This is a genomic window from Persicobacter diffluens (assembly GCF_036244895.1).
Lineage (GTDB): Bacteria > Bacteroidota > Bacteroidia > Cytophagales > Cyclobacteriaceae > Persicobacter > Persicobacter diffluens.
The window spans coordinates 3,326,211-3,351,053 of the sequence record NZ_BQKE01000001.1; the positions used below are offsets into that span (position 1 = coordinate 3,326,211).

Annotated in this window: 19 protein-coding genes and 7 tRNA genes; 17 read left to right on the plus strand and 9 right to left on the minus strand. The window is 44.7% G+C overall.

The window, feature by feature from the left end:
* Window positions 1–74: 74 nt before the first annotated feature.
* The 9 genes from carB to AAA970_RS13740 all read left to right on the plus strand — a co-directional run bounded on the left by carB (window position 75) and on the right by AAA970_RS13740 (window position 12,346).
* The gene (gene carB, locus AAA970_RS13700; protein WP_053406644.1) at window positions 75–2,885 is read left to right on the plus strand and encodes a carbamoyl-phosphate synthase large subunit; all 2,811 of its coding nucleotides are present in this window, start codon (window positions 75–77) and stop codon (window positions 2,883–2,885) included.
* A gap of 62 nt (window positions 2,886–2,947) precedes the next feature.
* Window positions 2,948–3,220, plus strand: coding sequence for a DUF4834 family protein (locus tag AAA970_RS13705; RefSeq protein ID WP_053406643.1), 273 nt, complete (start codon window positions 2,948–2,950; stop codon window positions 3,218–3,220).
* Between the two features lie 363 nt (window positions 3,221–3,583).
* On the plus strand, window positions 3,584–5,653 hold the full coding sequence (locus AAA970_RS13710; RefSeq protein ID WP_338237517.1) for a GAF domain-containing protein: 2,070 nt from the start codon (window positions 3,584–3,586) through the stop codon (window positions 5,651–5,653).
* 258 nt (window positions 5,654–5,911) lie between these two features.
* Complete coding sequence (gene accD, locus AAA970_RS13715) at window positions 5,912–6,751, plus strand: acetyl-CoA carboxylase, carboxyltransferase subunit beta (protein ID WP_060684819.1); 840 nt, start codon at window positions 5,912–5,914, stop codon at window positions 6,749–6,751.
* Window positions 6,752–6,940: 189 nt separating this feature from the next.
* On the plus strand, window positions 6,941–8,236 hold the full coding sequence (gene nqrF / locus AAA970_RS13720) for an NADH:ubiquinone reductase (Na(+)-transporting) subunit F (protein ID WP_053406639.1): 1,296 nt from the start codon (window positions 6,941–6,943) through the stop codon (window positions 8,234–8,236).
* A gap of 138 nt (window positions 8,237–8,374) precedes the next feature.
* On the plus strand, window positions 8,375–9,538 hold the full coding sequence (locus tag AAA970_RS13725; RefSeq protein WP_338237518.1) for a formimidoylglutamase: 1,164 nt from the start codon (window positions 8,375–8,377) through the stop codon (window positions 9,536–9,538).
* A 183-nt stretch (window positions 9,539–9,721) separates the two neighbouring features.
* Entirely contained in the window at window positions 9,722–9,877 is a 156-nt protein-coding gene (gene rpmH, locus AAA970_RS13730) for a 50S ribosomal protein L34 (RefSeq protein WP_071932153.1), read from the plus strand.
* Between the two features lie 23 nt (window positions 9,878–9,900).
* On the plus strand, window positions 9,901–10,326 hold the full coding sequence (gene rnpA / locus AAA970_RS13735) for a ribonuclease P protein component (RefSeq protein WP_338237519.1): 426 nt from the start codon (window positions 9,901–9,903) through the stop codon (window positions 10,324–10,326).
* Between the two features lie 355 nt (window positions 10,327–10,681).
* The gene (locus tag AAA970_RS13740) at window positions 10,682–12,346 is read left to right on the plus strand and encodes a S41 family peptidase (protein ID WP_338237520.1); all 1,665 of its coding nucleotides are present in this window, start codon (window positions 10,682–10,684) and stop codon (window positions 12,344–12,346) included.
* 211 nt (window positions 12,347–12,557) lie between these two features.
* Here the strand turns inward: AAA970_RS13740 and AAA970_RS13745 are convergent, their stop codons facing one another.
* Entirely contained in the window at window positions 12,558–13,115 is a 558-nt protein-coding gene (locus AAA970_RS13745; protein ID WP_053406636.1) for a chromate transporter, read from the minus strand.
* A gap of 13 nt (window positions 13,116–13,128) precedes the next feature.
* Complete coding sequence (locus tag AAA970_RS13750) at window positions 13,129–13,686, minus strand: chromate transporter (protein WP_060684825.1); 558 nt, start codon at window positions 13,684–13,686, stop codon at window positions 13,129–13,131.
* A gap of 198 nt (window positions 13,687–13,884) precedes the next feature.
* Between AAA970_RS13750 and tsaB the strand changes: the two genes are divergently transcribed.
* From tsaB to AAA970_RS13765, 3 genes are all read left to right on the plus strand, one after another.
* On the plus strand, window positions 13,885–14,577 hold the full coding sequence (tsaB, locus tag AAA970_RS13755; protein ID WP_338237521.1) for a tRNA (adenosine(37)-N6)-threonylcarbamoyltransferase complex dimerization subunit type 1 TsaB: 693 nt from the start codon (window positions 13,885–13,887) through the stop codon (window positions 14,575–14,577).
* Window positions 14,574–15,098: a DUF2480 family protein gene (locus AAA970_RS13760; protein ID WP_338237522.1), complete on the plus strand. Its 525-nt coding sequence runs from the start codon at window positions 14,574–14,576 to the stop codon at window positions 15,096–15,098. The genes tsaB and AAA970_RS13760 overlap by 4 nt, the downstream gene beginning before the upstream one ends.
* A 1,138-nt stretch (window positions 15,099–16,236) precedes the next feature.
* Entirely contained in the window at window positions 16,237–16,476 is a 240-nt protein-coding gene (locus AAA970_RS13765; RefSeq protein WP_338237523.1) for a hypothetical protein, read from the plus strand.
* Window positions 16,477–16,945: 469 nt separating this feature from the next.
* Here the strand turns inward: AAA970_RS13765 and AAA970_RS13770 are convergent.
* The 7 genes from AAA970_RS13770 to AAA970_RS13800 form a co-directional block, all read right to left on the minus strand.
* Window positions 16,946–17,018, minus strand: a tRNA-Phe gene (locus tag AAA970_RS13770).
* 44 nt (window positions 17,019–17,062) lie between these two features.
* Window positions 17,063–17,138: transfer RNA gene (locus tag AAA970_RS13775), tRNA-Phe, on the minus strand.
* A gap of 47 nt (window positions 17,139–17,185) precedes the next feature.
* A tRNA-Phe gene (locus AAA970_RS13780) sits at window positions 17,186–17,258 on the minus strand.
* Between the two features lie 45 nt (window positions 17,259–17,303).
* Window positions 17,304–17,376, minus strand: a tRNA-Phe gene (locus tag AAA970_RS13785).
* Between the two features lie 31 nt (window positions 17,377–17,407).
* Window positions 17,408–17,480 (minus strand) — tRNA-Phe (locus AAA970_RS13790).
* A 60-nt stretch (window positions 17,481–17,540) separates the two neighbouring features.
* Window positions 17,541–17,613, minus strand: a tRNA-Phe gene (locus AAA970_RS13795).
* Between the two features lie 61 nt (window positions 17,614–17,674).
* Window positions 17,675–17,750: transfer RNA gene (locus tag AAA970_RS13800), tRNA-Phe, on the minus strand.
* 423 nt (window positions 17,751–18,173) lie between these two features.
* On the opposite strand from AAA970_RS13800, the gene AAA970_RS13805 reads away from it, so the two are divergent.
* The 5 genes from AAA970_RS13805 to AAA970_RS13825 all read left to right on the plus strand — a co-directional run bounded on the left by AAA970_RS13805 (window position 18,174) and on the right by AAA970_RS13825 (window position 24,660).
* On the plus strand, window positions 18,174–19,502 hold the full coding sequence (locus tag AAA970_RS13805; RefSeq protein ID WP_338237524.1) for a 4Fe-4S dicluster domain-containing protein: 1,329 nt from the start codon (window positions 18,174–18,176) through the stop codon (window positions 19,500–19,502).
* Between the two features lie 21 nt (window positions 19,503–19,523).
* Window positions 19,524–20,321, plus strand: a complete 798-nt coding sequence (locus AAA970_RS13810) for a (Fe-S)-binding protein (RefSeq protein WP_338237525.1) — start codon at window positions 19,524–19,526, stop codon at window positions 20,319–20,321.
* A 378-nt stretch (window positions 20,322–20,699) separates the two neighbouring features.
* Window positions 20,700–21,179, plus strand: coding sequence for a hypothetical protein (locus AAA970_RS13815; protein WP_053406628.1), 480 nt, complete (start codon window positions 20,700–20,702; stop codon window positions 21,177–21,179).
* Window positions 21,180–21,206: 27 nt separating this feature from the next.
* The gene (locus AAA970_RS13820) at window positions 21,207–23,240 is read left to right on the plus strand and encodes a CHU_0125 family OmpA-like outer membrane integrity protein (protein WP_338237526.1); all 2,034 of its coding nucleotides are present in this window, start codon (window positions 21,207–21,209) and stop codon (window positions 23,238–23,240) included.
* A 253-nt stretch (window positions 23,241–23,493) separates the two neighbouring features.
* The gene (locus AAA970_RS13825; protein WP_053406625.1) at window positions 23,494–24,660 is read left to right on the plus strand and encodes an AIR synthase related protein; all 1,167 of its coding nucleotides are present in this window, start codon (window positions 23,494–23,496) and stop codon (window positions 24,658–24,660) included.
* The last annotated feature ends 183 nt before the right edge of the window (window positions 24,661–24,843 follow it).

A 24,843-nucleotide genomic window follows, 5' to 3' on the forward strand; every position in this document is an offset into this window, starting at 1 on the left:
TAGTCTGAACACCCTACATTTGTGCCAATTTGGACATGCTTAAAATCCTAAGAAAAAAATAATTCCTGTCAAGAATGCCAAAAGACACCAGTATCAAATCCGTACTTATTATCGGTAGTGGGCCGATTATTATTGGACAAGCCTGTGAGTTTGATTACTCCGGATCGCAAGCCTCTCGCTCTTTAAGAGAAGAAGGCATTGAAGTGACCCTGATCAACTCCAACCCGGCGACCATTATGACGGATTCCGTCACCGCTGATAATGTCTACCTCAAGCCGCTCAACAAAAAATCAATTGTTGAGATCCTTGAAAAACACGAAATTGACGCCGTATTGCCTACCATGGGTGGTCAGACCGCATTGAACCTTGCGATTGATTGTCAGACTGCCGGAATTTGGGAGAAGTACGGCGTTCGTATTATCGGGGTGGACATTGACGCCATCGAGACTACTGAGGACCGTGAAAAGTTCCGCCTGTTGATGCACGAACTTGATGTAAACGTGTGTAAGGGCGAAACCGCAACTTCTTTCCTTCACGGAAAAGAAATTGCTCAAGAAATCGGTTTTCCTTTGGTAATCCGTCCTTCCTTTACCCTTGGAGGTACAGGAGGAGGTTTTGTAAACAAGCCTGAAGATTTTGACAAAGCGCTTACCCGCGGTTTGCATGCCTCTCCGGTACATGAAGTATTGGTAGAGCAGTCTATCTTAGGATGGAAAGAGTATGAGCTTGAGTTATTGCGTGACAATAACGGTAACGTGATCATCATCTGTTCTATTGAGAACTTTGACCCAATGGGGGTTCACACAGGAGACTCTATCACTGTAGCGCCAGCCATGACCCTTCCTGACACCGTTTATCAGGAAATGCGTGACTTGGCCATCAAAATGATGAATGGTATCGGGCAATTTGCAGGTGGATGTAACGTACAGTTCTCTGTAAATCCGGCAAATGATGAAATCATCGCTATTGAGATTAACCCTCGTGTATCTCGTTCCTCTGCATTGGCATCCAAAGCGACAGGATATCCGATTGCCAAAATTGCAGCGAAATTGGCGATTGGCTACAACCTGGATGAGTTGAAAAACCAGATCACCAAAACTACCTCCGCATTCTTCGAGCCTTCTTTGGACTATGTGATCGTAAAAATTCCTCGTTGGAATTTTGATAAATTCCACGGAGCAGATAAATCACTGGGCTTGCAGATGAAAGCAGTTGGGGAGGTAATGGGTATTGGCCAGAACTTCCAGGAAGCACTTCAGAAAGCCTGCCAGTCGCTTGAGATCAAGAGAAATGGTTTAGGAGCTGATGGCAAAGAAAACACCAATCAGGAAGAATTGCTTTATAGCCTGGAGCACCCAAGCTGGGATCGTTTATTCCACATTTACGATGCTTACAAACTGGGTATTCCATTTAAAACTATCCGTTCCCTAACCAAGATTGATCCTTGGTTCCTTCGTCAGATTGAAGAATTGATTGCCATCGAAAAGGAAATGGCCAAATTCGATTTGAGCAATATGCCGAAAAAGCTATTGTTGGAAGCCAAGAAAATGGGTTATGCGGATCGTCAGATCGCTCATTTGATCGGATGTAAGGAATCTGAGGTACATAATCACCGTCGTGAATTGGGCATCAACCGTGTTTACAAAGTGGTAGATACCTGTGCTGCGGAATTTGAAGCGCAAACCCCTTATTACTACTCTACTTTTGGCGAAGAAAACGAATCAATCGTTTCTGACAAGAAAAAAGTGGTCGTGTTGGGTGCCGGACCGAACCGTATCGGTCAGGGTATTGAGTTTGATTATTGCTGTGTGCATGGGGTATTGGCCGCAAAAGAAGCCGGTTATGAAACCATCATGATCAACTGTAACCCGGAGACTGTTTCTACTGACTTTGACGTTGCGGATAAATTATACTTCGAGCCGGTATTCTGGGAGCATATCTATGACATCATCCTTCACGAAAAACCAGAAGGCGTAATTGTTCAGCTTGGTGGACAGACAGCACTTAAATTGGCTGAGAAATTAACCAGCTACGGCATCAAAATCATCGGTACTTCCTTCGAAGCCCTTGACTTAGCCGAGGATCGCGGTCGCTTCTCTACCTTATTGAAAGATTTGGATATTCCTTACCCTCGTTTCGGCACAGCAGAAACTGCGGACGAAGCGATGGAAGTAGCTCAGGATATCGGATTCCCATCTTTGGTTCGCCCATCCTATGTATTAGGGGGCCAGGGAATGAAAATCGTGATCAATGAGGAGGAGTTGATGCAGCACGTAGTGAAAGTATTGCGTGACATTCCTGGAAATAAAGTCCTGTTGGATCACTTCCTAGATGGCGCGGTAGAATGTGAAGCAGATGCGATTTGTGATGGTGAAAATGTTCACATCATTGGTATTATGCAACACATTGAGCCTGCCGGTATTCACTCCGGGGACTCCAATGCGGTACTACCTCCATACAACTTAGGAGACCTGGCCATCCAGACCATTGAAAACTACACCAAGAAACTGGCGATCGCCTTGAAAACTCAGGGATTGATCAATATTCAGTTTGCTGTAAAAAATGATGTAGTTTATGTCATCGAAGCCAACCCTCGTGCATCCCGTACCGTACCATTTATCTGTAAAGCTTATCAGGAACCTTACGTGAATTACGCAACGAAAGTGATGCTGGGCGCGAAAGTAACTGATTTTGAATTCAATCCGGTAAAAGAAGGATACGCTATTAAAGAGCCGGTATTCTCTTTTAACAAATTCCCGAATGTAAATAAGGAATTAGGACCTGAGATGAAATCAACTGGTGAGGCCATTTACTTTATTGACGATTTATTAGATGATTACTTCTTGAAACTTCACTCGGAACGAAATTTGTACCTGAGTAAGTAATAAGAAGCAAGATTTGGATTTGAGAAGTAATGCTTCTCAAGTCCATAAAAATATTTAAAGCCATGTTTAAAATACTGCTGATATTATTTATGATTTTCTATGTTGCTTACAAAATGAGCAACAAAATTTTGGGAATGGTATTAAGAAGAGCTACCCAACAACAAAGGGGCTGGCACCAGGCTTACAACCACCAGAATAATGAATCAAATCAGCAATTTCGAAAGAAACCATCCGGGCAAATCAAGGTGGATTATGTCCCCAAGAAGAACCAACAGGATAAAGACCTTGAAAATTTTAAAGGAGGCGAGTATATCGATTTCAAAGAAATTGATTAAAAATACCACTAAGGTGATCAGTAGATCACCTTTTTTTTTGCAATTTTTTTTGGCCTGCCCCATAAATGTAATTTTCAAAAACAGGCGATTTTATTCCATAATTAATGTTTTTTTCATTGTTATCTCTCCACTAACTTTAAATTTTTTCAATAAGATCCAATAAAATCAGGTTCATCCCTCTCATTCGATCGATCAAATCGATTAAACTGCAACCAAATTTTAATCTCTTTATCTTCATAATCTGAAAAAAAATTTTTTTCTTCATATTTCGCACAAAACTAACATTGTGTAAATTATTGATTTAGCAGTAATACCTTACTCTTAACCTTTATTGTCCCCAACCAAACCCAACAGAATAGTTTTATGAAATTACGTTTTCGAATACGCCATAAATTGGTGTTTTTCACAGCGGTTTTTCTAGGCTCAATGGTGATTACCGCCTGGTATTTTTTCACCAACAACCTAAATGAAAAATCTATTGAAGACGCCAAAGTAGTTGCTCAAACTTCAGCAAGAGAATATGCCAACCAAATTGAATCTCGCCTGAATCATAACCAAGGAATGATGCGAGCCCTGGCAAATGGAGTTCAGGACTTTGTAGACTTTCAGGGTGACTATTCCAATGAAGCGATTCTGGACACCCTACTGAGCTCTTTTTACAAAAGAAATGAAGACCTGCTGGCCGTATATTACATTTTGGAATTAGCGGCTATAGACCCCGATTGGCATAAAGACCATGGGAGATACATAAGCCTGGCTCAAAAAGAAGGTAATGACATCACTTATTTCAAAGCCACACTTGATACCGCGAGCATATCCAACCCTTCTAGTTACTATTACCAAACGAAACGAAAGCCAGCAGAAGTATTAGCAGAACCTTACCAGGACCTTTTAAATGAAAACCTTAAAGGGCTTCTAATGAGCTCTCAGGCCGCACCGCTTTTCCTCCCGTCCGGAAAGTTCGCCGGTATTGTTGCCTGCGATTTGAGCCTGGGGGGATTTGCCGATTTAGTGAAAGACATTCACCCCTACCCGGGATCAGAAGCCTATCTGGTCTCTTATGAAGGAACCGTTGTGGGCCATCCTGACCAAAGCATGATTGGAAATAAACTTATGGATTTGGCAGAACACCTTCCTTCTGATGAGCACATGCTGGACAAAATTATGGCAGGGGAAAACTTTAGCTACACCGTTGAGGAAGGAGAAATCCCTTACTTCATTACTTTCGTCCCGGTAGTCTCTCAGGGAACAGAAAAACCCTGGACCTTAGCCATAAAAATTCCGCTATCCATTTTCATGGAACAAGCCAAAGAATTAACCAAAGGAGCCTCCATTGGTCTGATCATTGGACTTTTGGTATTGTTAGCGATCATTTGGGGCTTGGCTTATAGTATTACTTCGCCCATCATTAAAACCACTGGCATGTTAAAACGCATTGCTCAGGGAGAGGTATCCAAAAATAATCACTTGTCCATTAAATCCAGGGATGAAATTCAGGACATGGCCGAAAGCCTGAACCAGGTAATGGACAGCCTGAGTGAAATCACCAATTTCGCACATGAAATTGGACGAGGGAATTTAAATGTAGAGCTTCAGTCGAAAAGTGAAAATGATCATTTAGGTAAGGCCTTACTGGAAATGAAAGACAGCCTTCAGACCGCTAGCGCGCAAGAAAAAACAAGAAAAAAGGAGGAAGACCAAAGAAACTGGGCAAATACCGGGCTGGCAAAATTCAGCGAAATCACGCGAAATGCCGACGCTAATATTGAGGAACTATCCTATAAAATCATCTCTGAACTGGTGAAATACACCAATGCCAATCAGGGCGGAATATTCCTTTTAGAAACCGATAACCGGGAACATCCGGTACTGGAGCAAAAAGCCTGTTTTGCCTATGATCGTCAGAAATTCCTACAAAAAGAAATATTGGTAGGAGAGGGCATAGCCGGAAGATGTTTCCAGGAGAAGGAAACTATTTTCATGACCGACATCCCATCCTCTTATATCAATATTACCTCCGGCCTAGGTGATGCAAGCCCATCCTGCCTGTTAGTCATTCCATTAAAAGTAAATGAGGAAGTTTACGGAGTACTCGAAATTGCGGCCTTCACCAAATTTGAGCCTTACCAAATTGAATTCATTGAGCGTTTGGGAGAAAGTATTGCTTCAGAAATCAGTGCAATGCGCGTAAATATCCGAACCCAAAAATTACTTCAGGAAGCTCAATTGCAGGGAGAGCAATTGCGTGCGCAGGAAGAAGAGATGCGTCAGAACATGGAAGAATTGGAAGCTACGCAAGAAGATGCTGCAAGACGCGAAAATGATCTGGACCAAAAACTCAAGGAAGCTACTGATCGTGCTACTGTAGCCGAAAACAAACTAGAGGTGGCCCTGCTGGAAATAAAGAACTTAAAATCTGACCAACTGAAATAAACAAGTCCGTTTTTCAGTTTAATATTAATTTTGGCGATCTATTGAAAAATGGATCGCCAAAATATTATCAATCAAGCCCTTAAATAAAGTAACAAAAGGAGCATGATCTTATAGGACAAGAATTTCCCTTGAATAAACAAAATATTGAAATATATTTGTGCGACTGTTGAACCTTAGTTTCCTTTCCAACACAAGCTTAAGGTTCTGATTTTTTGTCAATTTGTTACGAGTTAAAAGCATACTAAACTATATAAAAATATGTCTTGGTTTCAAAGAACGGATAAAGGGATAAAGACCTCGACCAAAGATAAAATGGACGCCCCTGAAGGGTTATGGTACAAAACCCCGTCCGGCTCCATTATCCACATGAGGGAATTAAAAGCCAATGCATACGTATGTCCGGAAGACGGATACCATGTACGCATCGGCTCCAAAGAATACTTTGAGATCCTATTTGACAACAACGAATTCAAGGAATTGGATGCCTCATTGAGCTCCGGCGACCCTTTGAATTTCGTGGATAGCAAGCCTTACCCAAAACGCCTGAAAAAAGTTCAAGAGAAAACCAAATTGGTGGATGCCTGTCGTACAGCCGTCGGTAAAATGAACCAATTGGAAGTAGTGGTAGCCTGTATGGACTTCAGCTTTATTGGTGGATCCATGGGCTCTGTTGTCGGAGAAAAGATCAGCCGTGCTATTGATCATGCATTGAAGCACAAGATTCCTTTCATCATGATTTCCAAATCAGGTGGTGCGCGTATGATGGAAGCAGGTTATTCGCTGATGCAAATGGCCAAAACCTCCGCCAAACTGCACTTACTTTCAGAGGCAAAAGTACCTTACATCAGTTATTTGACAGACCCAACCACTGGTGGTGTTACCGCTTCCTATGCAATGTTGGGAGACTTCAACATTTCTGAACCAGGTGCCCTGATCGGATTTGCCGGTCCGCGTGTGATTCGCGAGACCATCGGCCGTGATCTTCCCGAAGGTTTCCAAAGCGCTGAATTCGTGCTGGAACATGGCTTCCTGGATTTCATCGTTGATCGCCGCCATGTAAAGTCAAAGCTTTCTTCCTTATTGAAAATGCTGAAATAATCGACATTTATTTCTAACATTAATCCAAAAAAGATGAATCCGACGCAAATCCTGCGGAAAGGTTCATCTTTTTTTTTGTGCTTATCGGAATTTCCCTTCAATATATTGTTAGGATTTTGAAGCACAGCCTTATATTTGTGCAGCCTGCGAAGGCAGGTTTATTTATCATTTACAAATCATTAAAGAACAATGACAGGTATTGTATTATCCGGTGTTGTTGCCTTTACTGCATTGATCCTGATGTTGGTTTTCGTATTGCTTTTTGCGCAATCGAAGCTTGTACAGTCAGGACCGGTGAAGATCACGATCAATGGCGAAAGAGAAGTGACTACCGCTGCTGGTAGCACCTTGCTTTCTACCATGGGTAACGAGAAGATCTTCTTACCATCTGCATGTGGTGGAGGAGGTACTTGCGCAATGTGTAAGTGCCGAGTTACATCAGGAGGCGGTGACGTATTGCCTACAGAGGAAGGTCACCTTTCAAGAGCTGAAAAAGCAGATAACGTTCGTTTGGCTTGCCAGGTGAAAGTTAAAAACGATATGGACATAGAAATTCCGGCTGAAATCTTCGGTATTAAGAAGTGGGATTGCGAGGTAATTTCTAACTACAACGTTTCTACTTTCATTAAAGAATTCAAAGTACGTCTTCCAAAAGGCGAACACATGGATTTCGAAGCTGGTGGTTATATCCAGATTGACGTTCCTGCCATTACGGTAGACTTCAAGGATATGGACATCACTCCTCATCCTGAGTTGGGTCACCCTGCTGACGTTTATAAGTCTGACTGGGACAACTTCGGATTGTGGGATCTTCAGATGGTGAACGATGAGCCGATCTACCGCGCTTATTCTATGGCCAACCACCCTGCAGAAGGTGATATCGTAATGCTTAACATCCGTATCGCTACTCCTCCTTGGGATCGTGCGAACAACACTTGGATGAAAGTTAACCCAGGTATCTGTTCTTCTTACGTATTCTCTCGTAAGCCAGGCGATTTCGTAACAGTTTCCGGTCCTTACGGTGAATTCGAGATCAACCCTACTCAGCGCGAGATGGTTTACATCGGTGGTGGTGCTGGTATGGCGCCATTGAGAGCACAGATCTTCCACTTGTTCCACACCGAGAAAACTAATCGTAAAGTTTCTTACTGGTACGGTGGTCGTTCGAAGAAAGAGTTGTTCTACTTGAATCACTTCGATAAAATCGAGGAGGACTTCCCTAACTTTAAGATGAACATTGCCCTTTCTGAACCGCTTCCTGAGGACAACTGGAAAGTGAAAAAGGACATGGAAGATGAAGGTGACGGTTTCACAGGATTTATCCACCAGGCATTGTTGGATAACTACTTGAGCAAACACGATGAGCCGGAAGATATCGAGTACTACCTATGCGGACCTCCAATGATGAACGCAGCAGTATTGAAGATGTTGGAAGACTTGGGTGTGCCGGACGAAAACATCCGATTTGACGACTTCGGAGGATAATCATTATCCCCAAACAGAATAAATTAAAGGAGTGAGCTTATAGGGTTCACTCCTTTTTTTATGTAAGTTTTTCCAAAAACTTTTCAATTTTTAAATCATTTGTTAATTTCCAAGGTCTGATTTTACCTAATTGCAAGCATGTTAAATTTCGAGCTTTTCTTATCCCCCATCCCGGAACCATTTTTTGGGGAAGACATCTCCTTTGCCAAAAACACCATAGGCGAACAGATCCAAATCTTCAGGCATCAGTTCCCCTCTTTGGAGGAGGTGGATATCGCCTTCATAGGCATTGAAGAAAACGGTGGTGATGAGTCCAATATGGGGGTGAGCCAGGCTCCTATGGAAATCCGAAAAAAGCTTTATCGACTAAAAAAGGGAGCAAATCCTTATCGAATTGCCGACTTAGGCAACATTCGAAATGGCCTGGACCCGGAAGAAACCTGTGGGAGGCTGCGGGAGGTTTGTGCCATGCTCCTTCATCATAACATTTTACCTTTAATCTTTGGAGGAACCCATGATTTCACTGTTGGACAATACCAGGCCTATCTTTCTGAGGAAAAAAAGGTATCCTTATTAAACATTGATGCCTTCCTCGATCTTACCAATGACACTGAGGTACCTTTTAACAGGAACTTCCTGCAAAAAATCATCCTGCAGACCCCCAATATCCTGGACAACTTCGCCCATTTGGCCTATCAAACTTACCTCTGCGACCCTGAGGAGCTTGAAAAGCTCCAAAGCCTAAGCTTTGATACTATCCGACTAGGTGATGCCCGGGCAGATATTAAAGCCATGGAGCCCATTATCCGCTCCACGCAACTGTTGTCTTTTGATGTTGCCGCTATTCGTTCCTCTGATGCTCCCGGAAGCACCTATGCACAGCCTTTTGGGCTGACAGGGGAAGAGGCTTGTCAGATCTGCTGGTATGCCGGCATAAACAATGACATGTCTTCCATTGGCTTTTATGAATACAACCCCTTTGAGGATGATGACCAAATGAAGACCGCTTCGGTAATCGCCACCATGATCTGGTACTTTATCGAAGGCTTTTACAATAGAAAAAACGAGGCCGAATTTGAAAGCCAGGACTTCATGCAATATTTGGTCAAGATTGACATCCATGACGAACCCATAAAATTCTACAAAAGCCTCATCTCCGGAAAATGGTGGGTAGAAGTTCCGAACCCTAATCCAGGAAAGCCACGTTTTTGGCGCGTTCCTTGTGGATACTCCGATTATCAGCAAGCCGTTCATGGTGAACTGCCTGATCGTTGGTTCGTTACCCTGAGTAGAAACGCTTAAAAAGCCATAATTTTAATGCAAAGCCCATGGATTTTAAGGAAACCTTCGTATATTTGCGCCCCGTAAACCACTGTTAAGTGGTTTTTTTACGCGATAAACTCGGGCTAAGGAACTTATTTTCAGCCCCCTAATTGTTTATCGATATTTTAATTGTATATTTGCAGCCTTAAAAAATAGATAGTAATGAAAAGAACTTTCCAACCTTCGCAGAGAAAACGTAAAAACAAGCACGGTTTCAAAGCTCGTATGGCTTCCGTAAGCGGTCGTGCAGTATTGGCTCGTCGTCGTGCTAAAGGAAGAAAAAGATTAACTGTTTCTGATCAAAAGACTCACAAATAATCATTAAGGTTATTTGCCATTCTATGGGAAACACTACTAGACGTCCCGGATCCTTCACGCTATGTAAAGCCGAGCGTTTATGTAGTAAAAAATCTATACAGGAACTTTTTTATAAAGGTTCCTCTTTTTTTTTGCATCCGATGAAAGTGGTATTCCTGCCTGCTTCGCAGCCGGAAACCGACTTTCATCAGGTGCTTTTTAGCGTTCCGAAGAAAAAACATAAACATGCCGTTGACCGGAATGCGGTAAAACGTCGACTTCGTGAAGCTTACCGTCTTCATAAAACAGAATTATTAAGTCCGGAGACCCATCCGGCTTTGCGTATTGGTTTTATTTATACCTCTCCGAAGATGCTGCCGTATCAAGAGATTGAAAAACAAATGCGCAGGATCCTCAAAAAGATTCATCATCTGGTAAACGAAGTGAAGGAGTCCGAAACACCGGACTGATCCAAAACCCTTCCCTGAAATCGACTTTAAAGAAAAGCTTCCAACAGAAAATCATCCAAAAATATAAGCTTTTCCAATAAGCACATTTATACCTTCCTGAAAAAAGTGCATCCCCCATCTTCTTTCTCGCCTGTTCATCTCCAATGGTGAGTCGATGCTATCTAGCTTTTTGCAAATATTTTTGTTATCAATGCAGGCATTCCTTCATAATCCTGAAGCAATGCGGCTATTTCCAGGGAAATAATTGTTATTTATTGTTAATCCCTATTATTTTTAGCAATTGGAGTACTACTTTTTCTTTTCCTTATCGTTATCTAAGGATAAATACAGCTATTGCTTTTAATAAATCATACCAATGAAAATAACTTTCAAGAAAATTTTCTTGCCAATGGTTTTGGGTGTCAGTCTTTTAGGACTTTTCTCCTTTACCAGAACAGATCAGGCCGATCGCTATTTCCAGATTGCCAAGAATTTGGACATTTTCGCCACCCTATTTAAAGAAATCAACACTTATTATGTAGATGAGGTCAACCCAAACGACTTAATTAAGACCGGGATTGACGCTATGTTGGAATCTCTGGATCCCTACACCAATTATATCCCGGAGGACGAGATTGAAGACTACCGCACCATGACTACTGGTCAGTATGGGGGGATTGGGGCCATCATCGGCCGTCAGCATGAAAAAAATGTCATTATCATGCCCTATTTAGGCTTCCCCGCGCAAAAGAGCGGATTGAAGGTAGCCGATGAGATTCTGGAAATTGACGGTATTGATGTTTCCGATAAGAACGTCTCTGACATCTCTAAACTGCTGAAAGGTCAGGCCAACACTGGTTTGGTGGTAAAAGTTAAGCGCCAGAACTCCGAAGAGCCTCTGGACATCAATATTACCCGTGAGAAAATCACGCTGAAAAATGTACCCTGGAACGGAATGATTGCCGATGGTATCGGTTATATTAAACTTTCAGACTTCACTACCGAAGCAGGTAAAGAGGTAAAAGACGCTTTAAAAAAATTAAAAGCAGAGGGCGCCTCCAAAATTGTTTTAGACTTGAGAGACAACCCGGGTGGTTTGTTAAATGAAGCAGTGAACGTATCCAACGTTTTTGTACCAAGAGGATCCGAAGTGGTAAGCACCAAGGGTAAAATGTCTGACTGGAATAAAGAATACAACACTTTAAACAGTGCAGTAGACACCGAGATTCCATTAGTAGTCCTTACTTCCAGCCGTTCGGCTTCCGCAGCAGAGATTGTTTCCGGTGTGATGCAGGATTACGATCGTGGCGTATTGATCGGGGAGCGTACTTTCGGTAAAGGTTTGGTACAGGCTACCCGTCCTCTAGCTTATAATTCTCAGTTGAAAGTAACAACGGCCAAATACTACATTCCTTCCGGAAGATGTATTCAGGCCATAGATTATTCCCACAGAAACGACGACGGATCAGTTGGTAAATTGCCTGATTCTTTAAAAGTAGCTTTCAATACCGCCAATGGCCGCCCGGTTTATGATGGCGGTGGAATTGATCCGGACATCGAAATTGAGCGTAAGTACATTGCACCAATCACCGCCAGTCTTTTGGCCCGCGGATGGATATTTGACTATGCGACTAACTACTACTACGATCACGAATCCATCGTTTCTCCGGCTGAGTTTGAAATCACCGATGAAGATTTCAATAACTTTGTGACATGGTTAGGCGACAAGGAATACGATTATACCACCAAGGTGGAAAAATCACTGGAAGAGCTTAAGGAGTATGCTGAGAAAGAGAAATTTTTCGACGACGTGCAGGCGCAAATCGAGGAATTGGAAAAAAGCGTAAAGCACGATAAGAAAAAGGATTTGGAGAAATTCAAAGACGAAATCAAAACCGTTATTTCAGAGGAAATCGTTTCCCGCTACTACTATCGTGAAGGCTTGATCGAAGCTTCCTTCAAAACAGATGAGACGGTTCAGAAAGCCATAGAGGTATTAAACAATACAGAAGAGTACAACAAAATCCTAAAAGGAGAATAATTGTAAGACATCAATAAAAGAAAAGCGCTTGGGGCAGACCTAAGCGCTTTTTTTGTTTTATAAGATAACAGACCTCCCGAACCTTGAGGATGATCTTGCAATAAATCTGTCCGGGGCATTTAAAGGGAGGTACAGCCCCTCAAATCCCTCTCCATTCCACTGAATATTAATTCCACCCCTCCATGTTATATAACGGCAGGTCAGTTACTGATTAAAGTCCCATAAAGCCAAACAAAACCAGCCCTATCACCCCACTAATGCCGATCATCATGATCGAGTTCACTTTAAAGCGATACAGCACCAGGAAACAAAGACCAGTCAATACGAACTTCACCCAATCCACACTCAGCCAGTCGGCAGGATTTAGGAGAATCGTATTCTGCGCCACCATCACCCCGGCATAAAAAATCAGGCCAATGGTCACCGGTTTGATTCCAAAGAAGAAAGCCTTCTTCATCGGGTGTTCCTTTATGCGCGCCAGCAGTTGCGTGAGCAACAGAATCACAATCACCGAGGGCATGGCCAAGCCCGTAGTGGCGATAATTCCTCCAGGCACTCCGCCTACCTTCAGCCCGATGAAAGTCGCGCAGTTCACCGCAATAGCACCAGGCGTCATTTGGGAAATCGCCACAATATTCATGAACTCCGCATGCGTCATCCAGCCATGGCTCAGCATCTCATGCTCAATCAAAGGCAACATCGCCAGTCCTCCACCGAAAGAGAACAAGCCAATTTTAAAGTAGGTTATGAACAGTTCTAAGTAAATCATACATTAGCGGCCATCAGGCCAGTTTTTTAGAAAACCATTTGGGAATAATCAACTGCGTCAGCATGGCAATCGCAGCACCGGCCACAATCAGGGCAATCGGGTTCAGTCCGGAAAAGACCATTAGCAACACGCTGATCAAAAAGGCCAGCCTACCCCAGTTTTCCTTCACCGAATCCTTATACATGCGTACCACAGCCACCATAATCAGCGCCACCACGCAACAACGGATCCCCGTAAAGGCCGCCTGCACCAAAGGGTTCGACAGCTCAGCCCCGAAAAGCAACACAATCACCGTCACAATGATCACCGAGGGCATCACCAAGCCAATACTGGCCGCTATCGCCCCACCAACCCCTTTATATTTAAAGCCCACAAAGGTGGCGGCATTAATCGCGATAGTACCGGGCGTCATCTGGGCAATCGCAATAATATCCAACAACTCCTCTTTCTCCAACCATTGCTTCTGCGTACAGATAATGTCCTCTAGTATGGCAATCATGGCATAACCTCCACCGAAGGTCACCGCCCCCAGCTTAAAAAAGGTCAAGAATAAATCGAAAAGAAATTTCATTCAATCAGCAAGTAAAATGCCCGCCAGGAATTTGGCCGGCAACTCCAAAAATACACAGAAACCAAGCCCCTCAGGACTTTTTCCCATTAAAAAGGTGTGAAAGTAAGCGCAACTACCTACAAAATAGTAAGGATTTAATAATTTTGCAGTGCCCAAGAGAGTCAATACTCACTTTAAGCGTTTATTCCACAAGATATTATGGCAATAGTTTTAAATATAGAGACCGCTACCCCGGTTTGTTCGGTAGCATTATTTAAGGATGGTGAACTTCAGGCCATCCAGGAGTTGTTCATCGAAAAGAGTCACTCCAATCTGCTCACCGTTGTCATCGAGCAATTGATGAAAAACGTCGGCTTGCAGATGAATCAACTGGATGCCGTAGCCGTGAGCGCCGGCCCTGGATCTTATACCGGCCTGCGCATTGGACTTTCCACCGCCAAAGGCCTTTGCCATGCGCTGGACATTCCTCTGATTGCCATCGACACCCTGTCGGCCATGGTGCGCACCGTTGCCCATACCGCAGATCGTCCCGATGCCCTGTACTGCCCTATGCTCGATGCCCGACGCATGGAAGTATATTGCCAACTTTCTGAAGCCAATGGCGAACTGCTGGAAAAAACCCAACCTAAGGTACTGGAGGACGAAATCAATCCTTTCACGGAACAGCTGGCCAACCGCCAAATCGTCTTCTTTGGAAATGGAATGCCCAAGTGCAAAGACATCCTGCAGCATGAAAATGCCGTATTCCTTGAAAACATCACCCCATCTGCCAAAGGCGTAGGCTTATTGGCCGAGGAAAAATATCAAAATCAACAATTCGAAAGCCTGGCTTACTTTGAGCCTTACTACTTAAAGGCCTTCCAAGGCACCAAACCCAAGAAAAGAGTATGAGTTTGCAAGACCAACCCATCGTTAATAAAGTCGCCAACAGTGGACTCGAGCAAATAGACCTCGAAACCCTCCGTCCGGAAGGCGAACGCGTATTGCTGGACATCAAAGACCAGCTGTTTCAGGGCATGATCCTGCGCGAAAAAGACTTCCGTGACTTTGTGAAAGCTACCGACTGGACACAGTATCAGGATAAGCATGTGGCAATCACCTGTTCCGAGGACGCCATCGTCCCGACCTGGGCCTTCATGTTACTGACCACCCGCCTGAATCCCTTCGCGCACACCATCGTCTTCGGGGATTTGGAGGAACTGGAAACGGTCATCTTCCGCAAGGCCCTGGCGCATTTCGATTATAAGCAATTCGAGGATAAAATGGTCGTGATCAAGGGCTGTTCCGACAAAGCCGTGCCTACTTCCGCCTATGTGGAACTATCGCACCGCCTGGTGCCCCACGCCAAAGGCATCATGTACGGCGAACCTTGCTCCACCGTGCCCATCTACAAGAAACCCAGAAAGAAATAATTTTTTTGGGGGGCACCGCACAAGCGCGGTCGGGCTCGCACCACTCGCTCTTTCGGGCGGCGGCAATCCATGGTTGTCCAACTGCCACCACCGCCCGAAAGGAGCTCAAACAATGGCTTGATCCCTGCCCCGGGCGCCTATCGGCCCCAATGCCTTCCCTCACTCCCCACTCTTAGGCGATCTACCGCTTCTCAGCCTTTCTGCTTTTCCCATATCGGGACTACCTCCTGCCTCATCTTCCCTGCGATTTCCCGAATCCCGCTCCTTTACCTTCCAACTGGTATCAAAAAAGGAACAACCGGCCTCTTTACCCGCCAAAATAGACACTCAAATAGATTAATGGGTTTTCATTTAAGCCCAATTGTCTCTATTTTTCCCAAAATGGGACTGTTTTTCAACCTATTGGTCAATTGAGTTAAAACATAGGTGAAAAGCGTGCATAAAAGTAGAAATAGTTGTCGCGAAATGGTGACCAAAACCCGATCCTCACCTCCCCAAACACCCACAAGCCACTCAATATCTGCACATTAACAACAACCCACAATAATCTTCTCCACCACCAGGGTCTGCACCTAATTTGATGCAAAACTGTTAAACCTCTACTTTTATGCTGGGTGCCGCGGCCGACAGGCCAAGGCTGAGCCTTAGCGATACGCCCTTTGAAACACCATAATCCCCGGGCTTCTTCCTTCCCGACAAGGAAAATGGGCAGTAGTGGGGATTCCCCGGATTTTACCGGATCAATTCCCCCATTTGCCCGCAGGCGGGAAGGGGACCAGTCGCTTGCGGCGAGGGCTAAAGAACAATCTGGCGATGGGAGGCAAGATTTAGGGGCTTGACGGTAGTGTTTTGAGGGAATTTGTCGCTTTTTGGAGGCAAAGCTGAGGAATAGGGGGAGAGGCAAAGTGCCGCGGCCGACAGGCCAAGGCTGAGCCTTAGCGATGCGCTCTTTGAAACACCTTAATCCTCGGAATTCTTCCTTCCCGACAGGGAAATGGCGGTAGTGGGGATTCCCCGGATATTGCCGGATCAATTCTCCCATTGGCCCGCAGGCGGGAAGGGGACGAGTCGCTTGCGACGAGAGCTAAAGAACATTCTGGTGATGGGAAGCAAGATGTGGTAACTGGGAGGATGTATTTTGAAAGAGATTGTCGCTTTTTGGATACAAAGCCGGGGAATAGCGAAAAAGGCAAAGCGCCGCGGCCGAAAGGCCAAGGTGGGAGCCTTAGCGATGTGCCCTTTGAAACACCATAATCCCCGGAATTCTTCCTTCCCGACAGGGAAATGGGCAGTAGTGGGGATTCCCCGGATTTATCCGGATCAATTCCCCATTGGCCCGCAGGCGGGAAGGGGACCAGTCGCTTGCGACGAGGGCTAAAGAATATTCTGGCGATGGGAGGCAGGATTTAGGGGCTTGACGGTAGTGTTTTGAGGGAATTTGTCGCTTTTTGGATACAAAGCCGAGGAATAGGGAAAGAGGTAGGGCGCCGCGGCCGACAGGCCAAGGTGGGAGCCAAAGGCGATTCGGCTTAGGGATACCGGCAGAGGCAGCGCCGACTGTTGGAGCTCCTGAACATCGGGGCGGGCAGACGATTCAAAACCTCAGACCGCCTGTCCGCCCCGATGTTCAGAGCGACTGACGGTAGCCCGACCGCGTTTATCGCGGGAAGCCCCTTTTCCTGATACTGGTAAATGCTTTTGTGGATTGTTTCGACCGGATGATGGCCTGCCTGTCTCTTTTTTGATGCAAATGAGATCAAAAGTGTGGACAAATAAAAAGGTCGCAAATTGGAAGCTTGCGACCTTTTATCTTTGTAACAGAGATTGACTTTTTACAGTCAAAATCGTGGTGCCTAGTGGACTCGAACCACCGACTCACGGATTTTCAGTCCGATGCTCTACCAACTGAGCTAAGGCACCGAAATGCTTTGCTTTTTGTGTTCCACCATCTCCTAAAAAAGAAATGGTGGTGCCTAGTGGACTCGAACCACCGACTCACGGATTTTCAGTCCGATGCTCTACCAACTGAGCTAAGGCACCAACAAATTGCATTGCCTCGAAAACTCCTCAAGGGAGTCAAAATAAAGTGGTGCCTAGTGGACTCGAACCACCGACTCACGGATTTTCAGTCCGATGCTCTACCAACTGAGCTAAGGCACCAAATTATTATTCAAATTCTCTCACCTTTATCCCTTGGGACAAGGGTGGTGCTTAGTGGACTCGAACCACCGACTCACGGATTTTCAGTCCGATGCTCTACCAACTGAGCTAAAGCACCATAATTTCATAGTGTCCCAGGAAAAAAAGAGTGGTGCCTAGTGGACTCGAACCACCGACTCACGGATTTTCAGTCCGATGCTCTACCAACTGAGCTAAGGCACCTTCTTAAACAAAGATGATTGCCATTTCAGGACGCCCCAAAATGACGTAAACAAAAAAGAGTGGTGCCTAGTGGACTCGAACCACCGACTCACGGATTTTCAGTCCGATGCTCTACCAACTGAGCTAAGGCACCTTCTTGTTTGCCTGTCGAAACTTCCTCAAAAGGCCTTTCTTAGGCTTTCTGAGTACGAAAATGGTGGTGCCTAGTGGACTCGAACCACCGACTCACGGATTTTCAGTCCGATGCTCTACCAACTGAGCTAAGGCACCTTGTCGTTTCGGATTGCAAACATACGGCATTTTGTTTTAAACACAAGCGCTATCACCAAAAAAATCTACAATTCTACGCCACCTTACTCCCTTTTTTCTCTGATTAAGCCCTGTTTTTCTCCTGATCATGTAAAAATTACTCTGCATGCAGAATATTTTATGGTATTAATCGACATTTATTTATAAACATTGGTTATATTAAATAAGAGGATGTGCCTGATTATTAACAAAAAGGCCATTTGAACCAAACCAAACGCTAATAACACCCGAACAGAAGCCGTAAATTCCGGGGATAGAGCCCCCTTTTTCAACTGTTGAAAAGGGAAAGGAGAGATCCCTGAGATTTAAGACAGAATACCGGCTTTTACGATTTGGTTTTTATGCGTTAACCTGAATAAGACCCAAAACAAAACACAAATCAACATGACCCTTATCTCTCAGCTCGTCTTTTTGGCTGTGCTGGCTATTTCCGGCTATTTTATTGGGCGGCGTATCCTGCAAATCCGAAAAAACATTCTACTAGGTAAAGAGGAAGACCGCACCGACCAACCTATGGAGCGACTAAAAACCATGCTGCTGGTTGCCTTTGGCCAAAAGAAAATGTTCAAGCGCCCCATTCCCGCTTTCCTCCACTTATTAATATACGTGGGCTTTCTGTTAATCAATCTGGAAGTTCTGGAAATCGTTCTGGATGGGATACTAGGCACGCACCGCCTTTTTGCCCCCGTGCTGGGCTCCTTCTATCCGGTACTGATTAACTTTTTTGAATTCCTGGCCATTGGTGTTATCTTTTCCTGCGTGGTTTTCTTTATTCGCCGCCACGTATTAAAGCTCAGCCGCTTTACTAAAATCGAGATGAAGGGCTGGCCCACTCTGGATGCCACCTTAATATTGGTCATCGAAACCGTTTTGATGTTTGCTATTCTCGCCATGAATGGTGCTGATCAGGTGTTGCAAAGCAGAGGCGTCGCCCATTACCCCCTTACCGGGGAGTTCTTTTTCAGTGGTTTTTTTGTCCCCCTTTTCTCAGGATTGAGTGATAATGCGCTCATCATTATTGAACGCGCCAGCTGGTGGGGACATATCGTCGGCATTCTTGCCTTCGCTTTCTACATCACTTATTCCAAGCACCTGCACATATTCCTGGCCTTTCCCAACACTTACTTCTCTAACCTGAAGCCTAAAGGGGAAATCAAAAATATGGACAATGTCACCAATGAAGTGAAATCCATGCTCGGCATGCCGGCGGATCCTCCTCCGGCAGAAATTCCACGCTTTGGCGCCAAAGACATCAATGACCTGAGCTGGAAAAACCTGATGGACGCCTACGCCTGTACCGAATGTGGCCGCTGTACGGATAATTGCCCGGCCAATATGACCGGCAAAGCACTTTCCCCCAGAGCCATCATGATGAAAACCAGGGACCGTGCCGAAGAAGTCGGCATGAGCATCAGCAAAGGCGGTAAAGGACTCGAAGATGGGAAAAGCCTCTACGGAGATTATATCAACAAGGAGGAATTATTGGCCTGCACCACCTGTAACGCCTGCGTAGAAGCCTGTCCGATCACCATAGATCCGCTGTCCATCATCCTGGAAATGCGCCGCTATATGGCCATGGAGGAATCCTCCACCCCACAATCCTGGAATGCCATGTTCCAAAACGTAGAAACCAGCTTCACCCCATGGAAATTCCCTCCAACCGACCGTTTCTCCTGGGCGAATGACCTGAAAACCGAAGCAGAAAACAAATAAAACCCACTAACCGAGATTCCCATGTCTGACAATATCATTCATATACCTACCATGGCCGAATTGGCCGCCAAAGGCGAAAAACCGGATATTCTATTCTGGGTTGGTTGCGCCGGATCCTTCGATGACCGCTACAAGAAAGTGACTAAGGCTTTTGTGAAAATTCTCAACAAGGTGGGCATAAAGTTCGCCGTATTAGGAGAGGAAGAAACCTGTACCGGCGACCCTGCCCGCAGAGCAGGAAACGAATTTTTGTTTCAAATGCAGGCCATGTCTAACATTCAGGTATTGAACGGCTATGAAATCACCAAAATCGTGACTGCTTGCCCTCATTGTTTCAATACCCTGAAGAATGAATACCCTGCTCTTGGGGGAAAATACGAGGTCATGCATCATTCTGCCTTATTACAACAGCTCATTGATGAAGGCAAGGTAAAAGCGGAAGGCGGTGCTTTCAAAGGAAAGAAAATCACCTTCCATGATTCCTGCTACCTCGGCCGTGCCAATAATGTCTATGAAGCCCCAAGGAAAGTACTGGAAGTGCTGGATGCGGAACTGGTGGAAATGAAAAGGTGTAAAACCAAAGGACTCTGCTGTGGAGCCGGTGGTGCTCAAATGTTTAAAGAACCTGAGCAAGGCAACAAAGACATCAATATTGAGCGAACGGAAGAGGCACTAGATACTGGCGCCAAGATTATTGCTTCCGGTTGTCCCTTCTGCATGACCATGATGAGCGATGGGGTAAAGAATAAAGAAAAAGAAGGGGAAGTAGAAGTACGTGATTTGGCCGAATTAATTGCTGAAGCCGAAGACATCCTTTAAAAAAATAACCTTTGCATCTTTTTAGATACAAGCCCAAAATATTCGGTGCCGCTGAACTACAGCATATGCACCGGATGCTTATTCCTAATAACCATTTTACTTCAGGGCTACAGCCCTCAAAATCCCCTGACCAAAGCAAGTACTTTTGGACGGGGGATTTCAAAAAAATACTTCTTAATAAAAATGCTGGTAAGCCTAAAACCGGCATTTTTGTTTCTTTTCACTTCCCTTTTTTGTCAAAAAATATTCAAAGACTTATTTTTTTGAGTGAATCAGACAATTATATCCTCCTTTTTTTCGTAAATAGATTGAAAGCCGAGATTTTTGTGAAAGATTGAGGGTCAACACGCTGTTGGTCAAAAAGCTTTTTATAAAATTATGTACGTACCATTTAATGAACTTCCCGCTTCTGCCAGATTATGGATCTATAGTCTGGACCGTGTCCTGTCGGAAGAGGAACAAACGAACCTGCAACAAGAAGCCGTCACCTTTTTGAATCAATGGCAAGCCCATGGCAAAGATCTGCATGCCTCCATGCGGTTGGAAGAAGGTCGCTTTTTGATAATCGCCGTGGATGAGAGTAGCGCCGGAGCCACCGGTTGTTCCATTGATTCCTCTGTTGGCTTTGTTCGTCAGGTGGCGGAAAATTATAAGACCGACCCATTCAACAGAACAACGGTGTATTTTCAGGGAATTACGGAAGGATTTCCAATGAACGCCCTCAAAAGTAAAATTGCTTCAGGAGAGATTCATGCGGAAAGTCCTATGTTCAATACCGTGGTGCAATCCAAAGAAGACTTTGAGAACAACTGGATTCTTCCGGCCAAAGATTCCTGGCTTTCCCGATTTTTCAATTAAGCTTAGCCTAACGCCCGATTCAACACTATGAATAAATTTTCCTTAAGCCTCTTTTTGGCACTTTCCATTAGCCTGAGCGGATGCTTCCTGCAAGATCTTGCCTTGAAAAAAGGCTATAAGAAACATGATGCAGGGGAATATGAACTGGCACTTAAGCAATTCAAGAAGCAGGCTGCCTCCGGCAAAGCTGTCCCAGAGGCCAACTATATGATTGCGGAGTCTTACCGACTCTCCAATCGCCTGAAAGAAGCCCTGCCCTATTATGAAGAAGCTTTACGTGCCGGAGCCCCGGAGGAAATGGCCAATTACTATTATGCCAAAGCGCTAGTGGCCAATGAAAGGTACAAGGAGGCCAAGGATCATTTGGATTATTTCCTTCAAGGTGCCTCAAATGTAGAGGTGATTGACCTATGCAACAACTATGTGGACAACCTGGAGCTATTATTAGCCGAGGAAGATAAAGAACCTACCTATCGGGTGAAAAACCTGGAAGCTATCAATTCCCCGAGTGCAGAATACGCACCTGTGTACACGAAAGGGAAATTATATTTTACCTCCAACCGCGAAGGAAACGACATTTATCGTGCTACGGGCACCCCTTTCACTCACATTTGGGAAGTGAAGACCAAAGGGGCACGCGTGGAGATCGAAACGGCTGAACAAATCAAAGAATTATACTCCAACGGGGCCAATGAAGGCACCATCACCTTCTCTCCGGATGGAAAAACCATGATCTTTGCCCGCGGAAATACCGGTCGACGCAAAGGCACACAGGATGTGAATTTGTATGAGTCCAAATATCGAAAAGGAGAATGGTCTGAGCCCAAGATGATTGCTGCCAGTGATCCAGAAGCCTGGGATTCTGCTCCGGCCTTCAGCCCCGATGGCAAGCAACTCTATTTTGCCAGTAATCGCAATGGTGGTTTCGGAGGAACCGACATCTACGTAGCCAAAAAAGATGCTCGTGGCCGTTGGGGAAATGTCAGAAACCTTGGAAATAAAATTAATACGGCGGATAATGAATCCTTTCCCTACCTTTCCGATGACGGGAAGCTTTATTTTGCCTCAGAAGGACATCCCGGATATGGTGGCTTAGACCTTTTTGTAGCTGAACGTAAAGATGGAAAACTTCAGGTACGCAATTTGGGAAAACCCATAAACTCTCCGGCGGATGATTTTGGCCTTTTCTTATTTTCCCTGAATAAAGGTTTTTTCTCTTCCAACCGAGAAGGCGGTGCTGGTGATGATGACATCTATACCTTCGTCAATAATGATCCAGAGCTAAAGGTAGTGAACTACTATCTCACCGGTATTGCCGTTACGATCGGGGATGATGGAACAGAGGACATACTGGAAGACACACAGGTGCAGTTGATGGACGCCAATGAAGAAATCCTGGGGGAAGCCACCACCAATGAGGATGGTAAATTCCGCTTCCGCGTATATCCGGCAGAGAATTATGTACTATTTGGTTCCAAAGTGGATTACCTGACCTCCCGTACCGACTTCTCCACCGTGGGAAAAACCGTTCCGCAAGAGCGACTAGTCAAAAACATCACCAATGTGGTTTTCGAAACCAAGATTGTACTAGATAAAATCGTATTGGATAAGCCGATCGTCCTCGAAAATATTTACTATGACTTTGACAAAGACAATATCCGGGACGATGCAGCGGTAGAACTGGATAAACTGGTGAATTTGCTGGTGGATAACCCGAAAATCCGCATTGAACTCGGATCCCATACCGATAGTCGGGGAGAGGCCCTTTACAATCAGGATCTTTCACAGCGTCGCGCCAATTCTGCGGTTGCCTATTTAATTGAAAATGGCATCGCTGCAGATCGCCTGAAAGCAAAAGGATACGGAGAAAGCACCCCCATTGCCGCCAATACCAATCCGGATGGTACCGACAATCCGGAAGGTCGACAAAAAAACCGACGTACAGAGTTTAAAATCATCGGCCTGGATGCCCGTAAAGTTTCCGCGGAAAAAGTGGAATACCAGTCCAAAGACCTGGAAGAACGATTCTTTGGTGGGGGAGAAGACGAGGAAGAACAATAAACCCACTTTGGGACAAAAGAAAAGCATTCGGATTCCGGATGCTTTTTTTTTACCCTACATTTTCAAGAAACAACCTTTTTTCTCCTGAAAACAAATAAAAATTTGCCCATGGCCTTAGGCTACCACATCCATTTCAGGCTAAAATTGACTGATTCTTCCTTTTACCACGCATTTCAGGAAGATTTATAGAAAGCATGCTTTAGTTTTCTAATCAATACTTTTACCTTTGCCACAAATTTTAACATTCCCACCGATGAACGAAAGATACATGCAAAGGGGTGTATCGGCTTCCAAGGAAGACGTACACAATGCGATTAAAAATGTGGACAAAGGGCTTTACCCTCAGGCGTTTTGTAAAATTGTAGAAGATTACCTGGGCGGAGACCCCGCTTACTGTAACATTATGCATGCTGATGGCGCAGGAACGAAGTCCTCACTAGCCTATATGTATTGGAAAGAAACCGGTGACCTTTCGGTATGGAAAGGAATTGCACAGGATGCGGTTATCATGAACATTGATGACCTGATCTGTGTCGGCGCTACAGATAATATTCTGCTTTCCTCCACCATCGGAAGAAACAAAAACCTGATCCCAGGTGAAGTGATTGCCGCTTTAATTAACGGTACCGAGGAAGTATTGCAAATGCTACGAGACAATGGCATCAACATTATCTCTACAGGTGGCGAAACTGCTGATGTGGGAGACTTGGTAAGAACGGTTATCGTTGATTCAACCGTCACTGCTCGTATGAAGCGTGCTGATGTAATTTCTAACCATAATATTAAGCCTGGCAATGTCATTGTGGGATTGGCATCCTATGGCCAGGCCAACTATGAAGATCAGTATAACGGTGGAATGGGCTCAAATGGCCTTACTTCCGCACGTCACGATGTCTTCAACAAGATCTATATGGAGAAATATCCGGAAGCTTTTGATGGAGCAGTTCCCGCTGACCTGATCTTCTCAGGATCTTGTAAATTAACGGATGCCGTTGAAGGCAGTCCATTAGATGCTGGCAAATTAGTATTGTCTGCTACGCGTACTTATGCACCAATAGCTCAGGAAATCTTTAAAAATCACCGTCAGCATATTGACGGAATGGTACACTGTTCAGGCGGAGCCCAAACAAAAGTAGGCCATTTCATTGGTGACAACATCCATGTAATCAAAGATAACTTCTTTGATATTCCTCCATTGTTCAAATTGATCCATCAGGAAAGTGGAACCGACTGGAAAGAGATGTACAAGGTTTTCAATATGGGCCACCGATTAGAAGTATACCTGGAGGAGCAATATGCACAGGAGATTATCGACATCTCCAAGTCTTTTGGCGTAGAAGCACAAATCATTGGCCGAGTTGAAGCTGCGGATAGCAAAAAGGTAACGCTGAAAACACAGAACGGTACGTTCGAATATTAATGCTGCAATCAATATTATGCTTTCCATTAGTGGAAGGCCCATAAAAGGAAAAGCAATCTTTGTCGGATTTCAATTAATTGGCCGCCTCAGATTGCTTTTTTTATTCAAATCAAAAACTTTGTATCCAAAGCCGACTTATGACAATAAAATTACACCAATGAGCTCATCTGCCCATGAAGTGCT

Excerpts from the sequence above, each read along its gene's own strand:
- AAA970_RS13825 (WP_053406625.1), top strand. The coding sequence starts at position 23,494 with ATGAACGAAAGATACATGCAAAGGGGTGTATCGGCTTCCAAGGAAGAC.
- carB (WP_053406644.1), top strand. The coding sequence starts at position 75 with ATGCCAAAAGACACCAGTATCAAATCCGTACTTATTATCGGTAGTGGG.
- AAA970_RS13725 (WP_338237518.1), top strand. The coding sequence starts at position 8,375 with ATGTTAAATTTCGAGCTTTTCTTATCCCCCATCCCGGAACCATTTTTT.
- AAA970_RS13710 (WP_338237517.1), top strand. The coding sequence starts at position 3,584 with ATGAAATTACGTTTTCGAATACGCCATAAATTGGTGTTTTTCACAGCG.
- rnpA (WP_338237519.1), top strand. The coding sequence starts at position 9,901 with ATGGGAAACACTACTAGACGTCCCGGATCCTTCACGCTATGTAAAGCC.
- AAA970_RS13740 (WP_338237520.1), top strand. The coding sequence starts at position 10,682 with ATGAAAATAACTTTCAAGAAAATTTTCTTGCCAATGGTTTTGGGTGTC.
- nqrF (WP_053406639.1), top strand. The coding sequence starts at position 6,941 with ATGACAGGTATTGTATTATCCGGTGTTGTTGCCTTTACTGCATTGATC.
- AAA970_RS13745 (WP_053406636.1), bottom strand. The coding sequence starts at position 13,115 with ATGATTTACTTAGAACTGTTCATAACCTACTTTAAAATTGGCTTGTTC.
- AAA970_RS13810 (WP_338237525.1), top strand. The coding sequence starts at position 19,524 with ATGTCTGACAATATCATTCATATACCTACCATGGCCGAATTGGCCGCC.
- AAA970_RS13705 (WP_053406643.1), top strand. The coding sequence starts at position 2,948 with ATGTTTAAAATACTGCTGATATTATTTATGATTTTCTATGTTGCTTAC.
- accD (WP_060684819.1), top strand. The coding sequence starts at position 5,912 with ATGTCTTGGTTTCAAAGAACGGATAAAGGGATAAAGACCTCGACCAAA.
- AAA970_RS13805 (WP_338237524.1), top strand. The coding sequence starts at position 18,174 with ATGACCCTTATCTCTCAGCTCGTCTTTTTGGCTGTGCTGGCTATTTCC.
- AAA970_RS13750 (WP_060684825.1), bottom strand. The coding sequence starts at position 13,686 with ATGAAATTTCTTTTCGATTTATTCTTGACCTTTTTTAAGCTGGGGGCG.
- AAA970_RS13820 (WP_338237526.1), top strand. The coding sequence starts at position 21,207 with ATGAATAAATTTTCCTTAAGCCTCTTTTTGGCACTTTCCATTAGCCTG.
- tsaB (WP_338237521.1), top strand. The coding sequence starts at position 13,885 with ATGGCAATAGTTTTAAATATAGAGACCGCTACCCCGGTTTGTTCGGTA.
- rpmH (WP_071932153.1), top strand. The coding sequence starts at position 9,722 with ATGAAAAGAACTTTCCAACCTTCGCAGAGAAAACGTAAAAACAAGCAC.
- AAA970_RS13760 (WP_338237522.1), top strand. The coding sequence starts at position 14,574 with ATGAGTTTGCAAGACCAACCCATCGTTAATAAAGTCGCCAACAGTGGA.
- AAA970_RS13815 (WP_053406628.1), top strand. The coding sequence starts at position 20,700 with ATGTACGTACCATTTAATGAACTTCCCGCTTCTGCCAGATTATGGATC.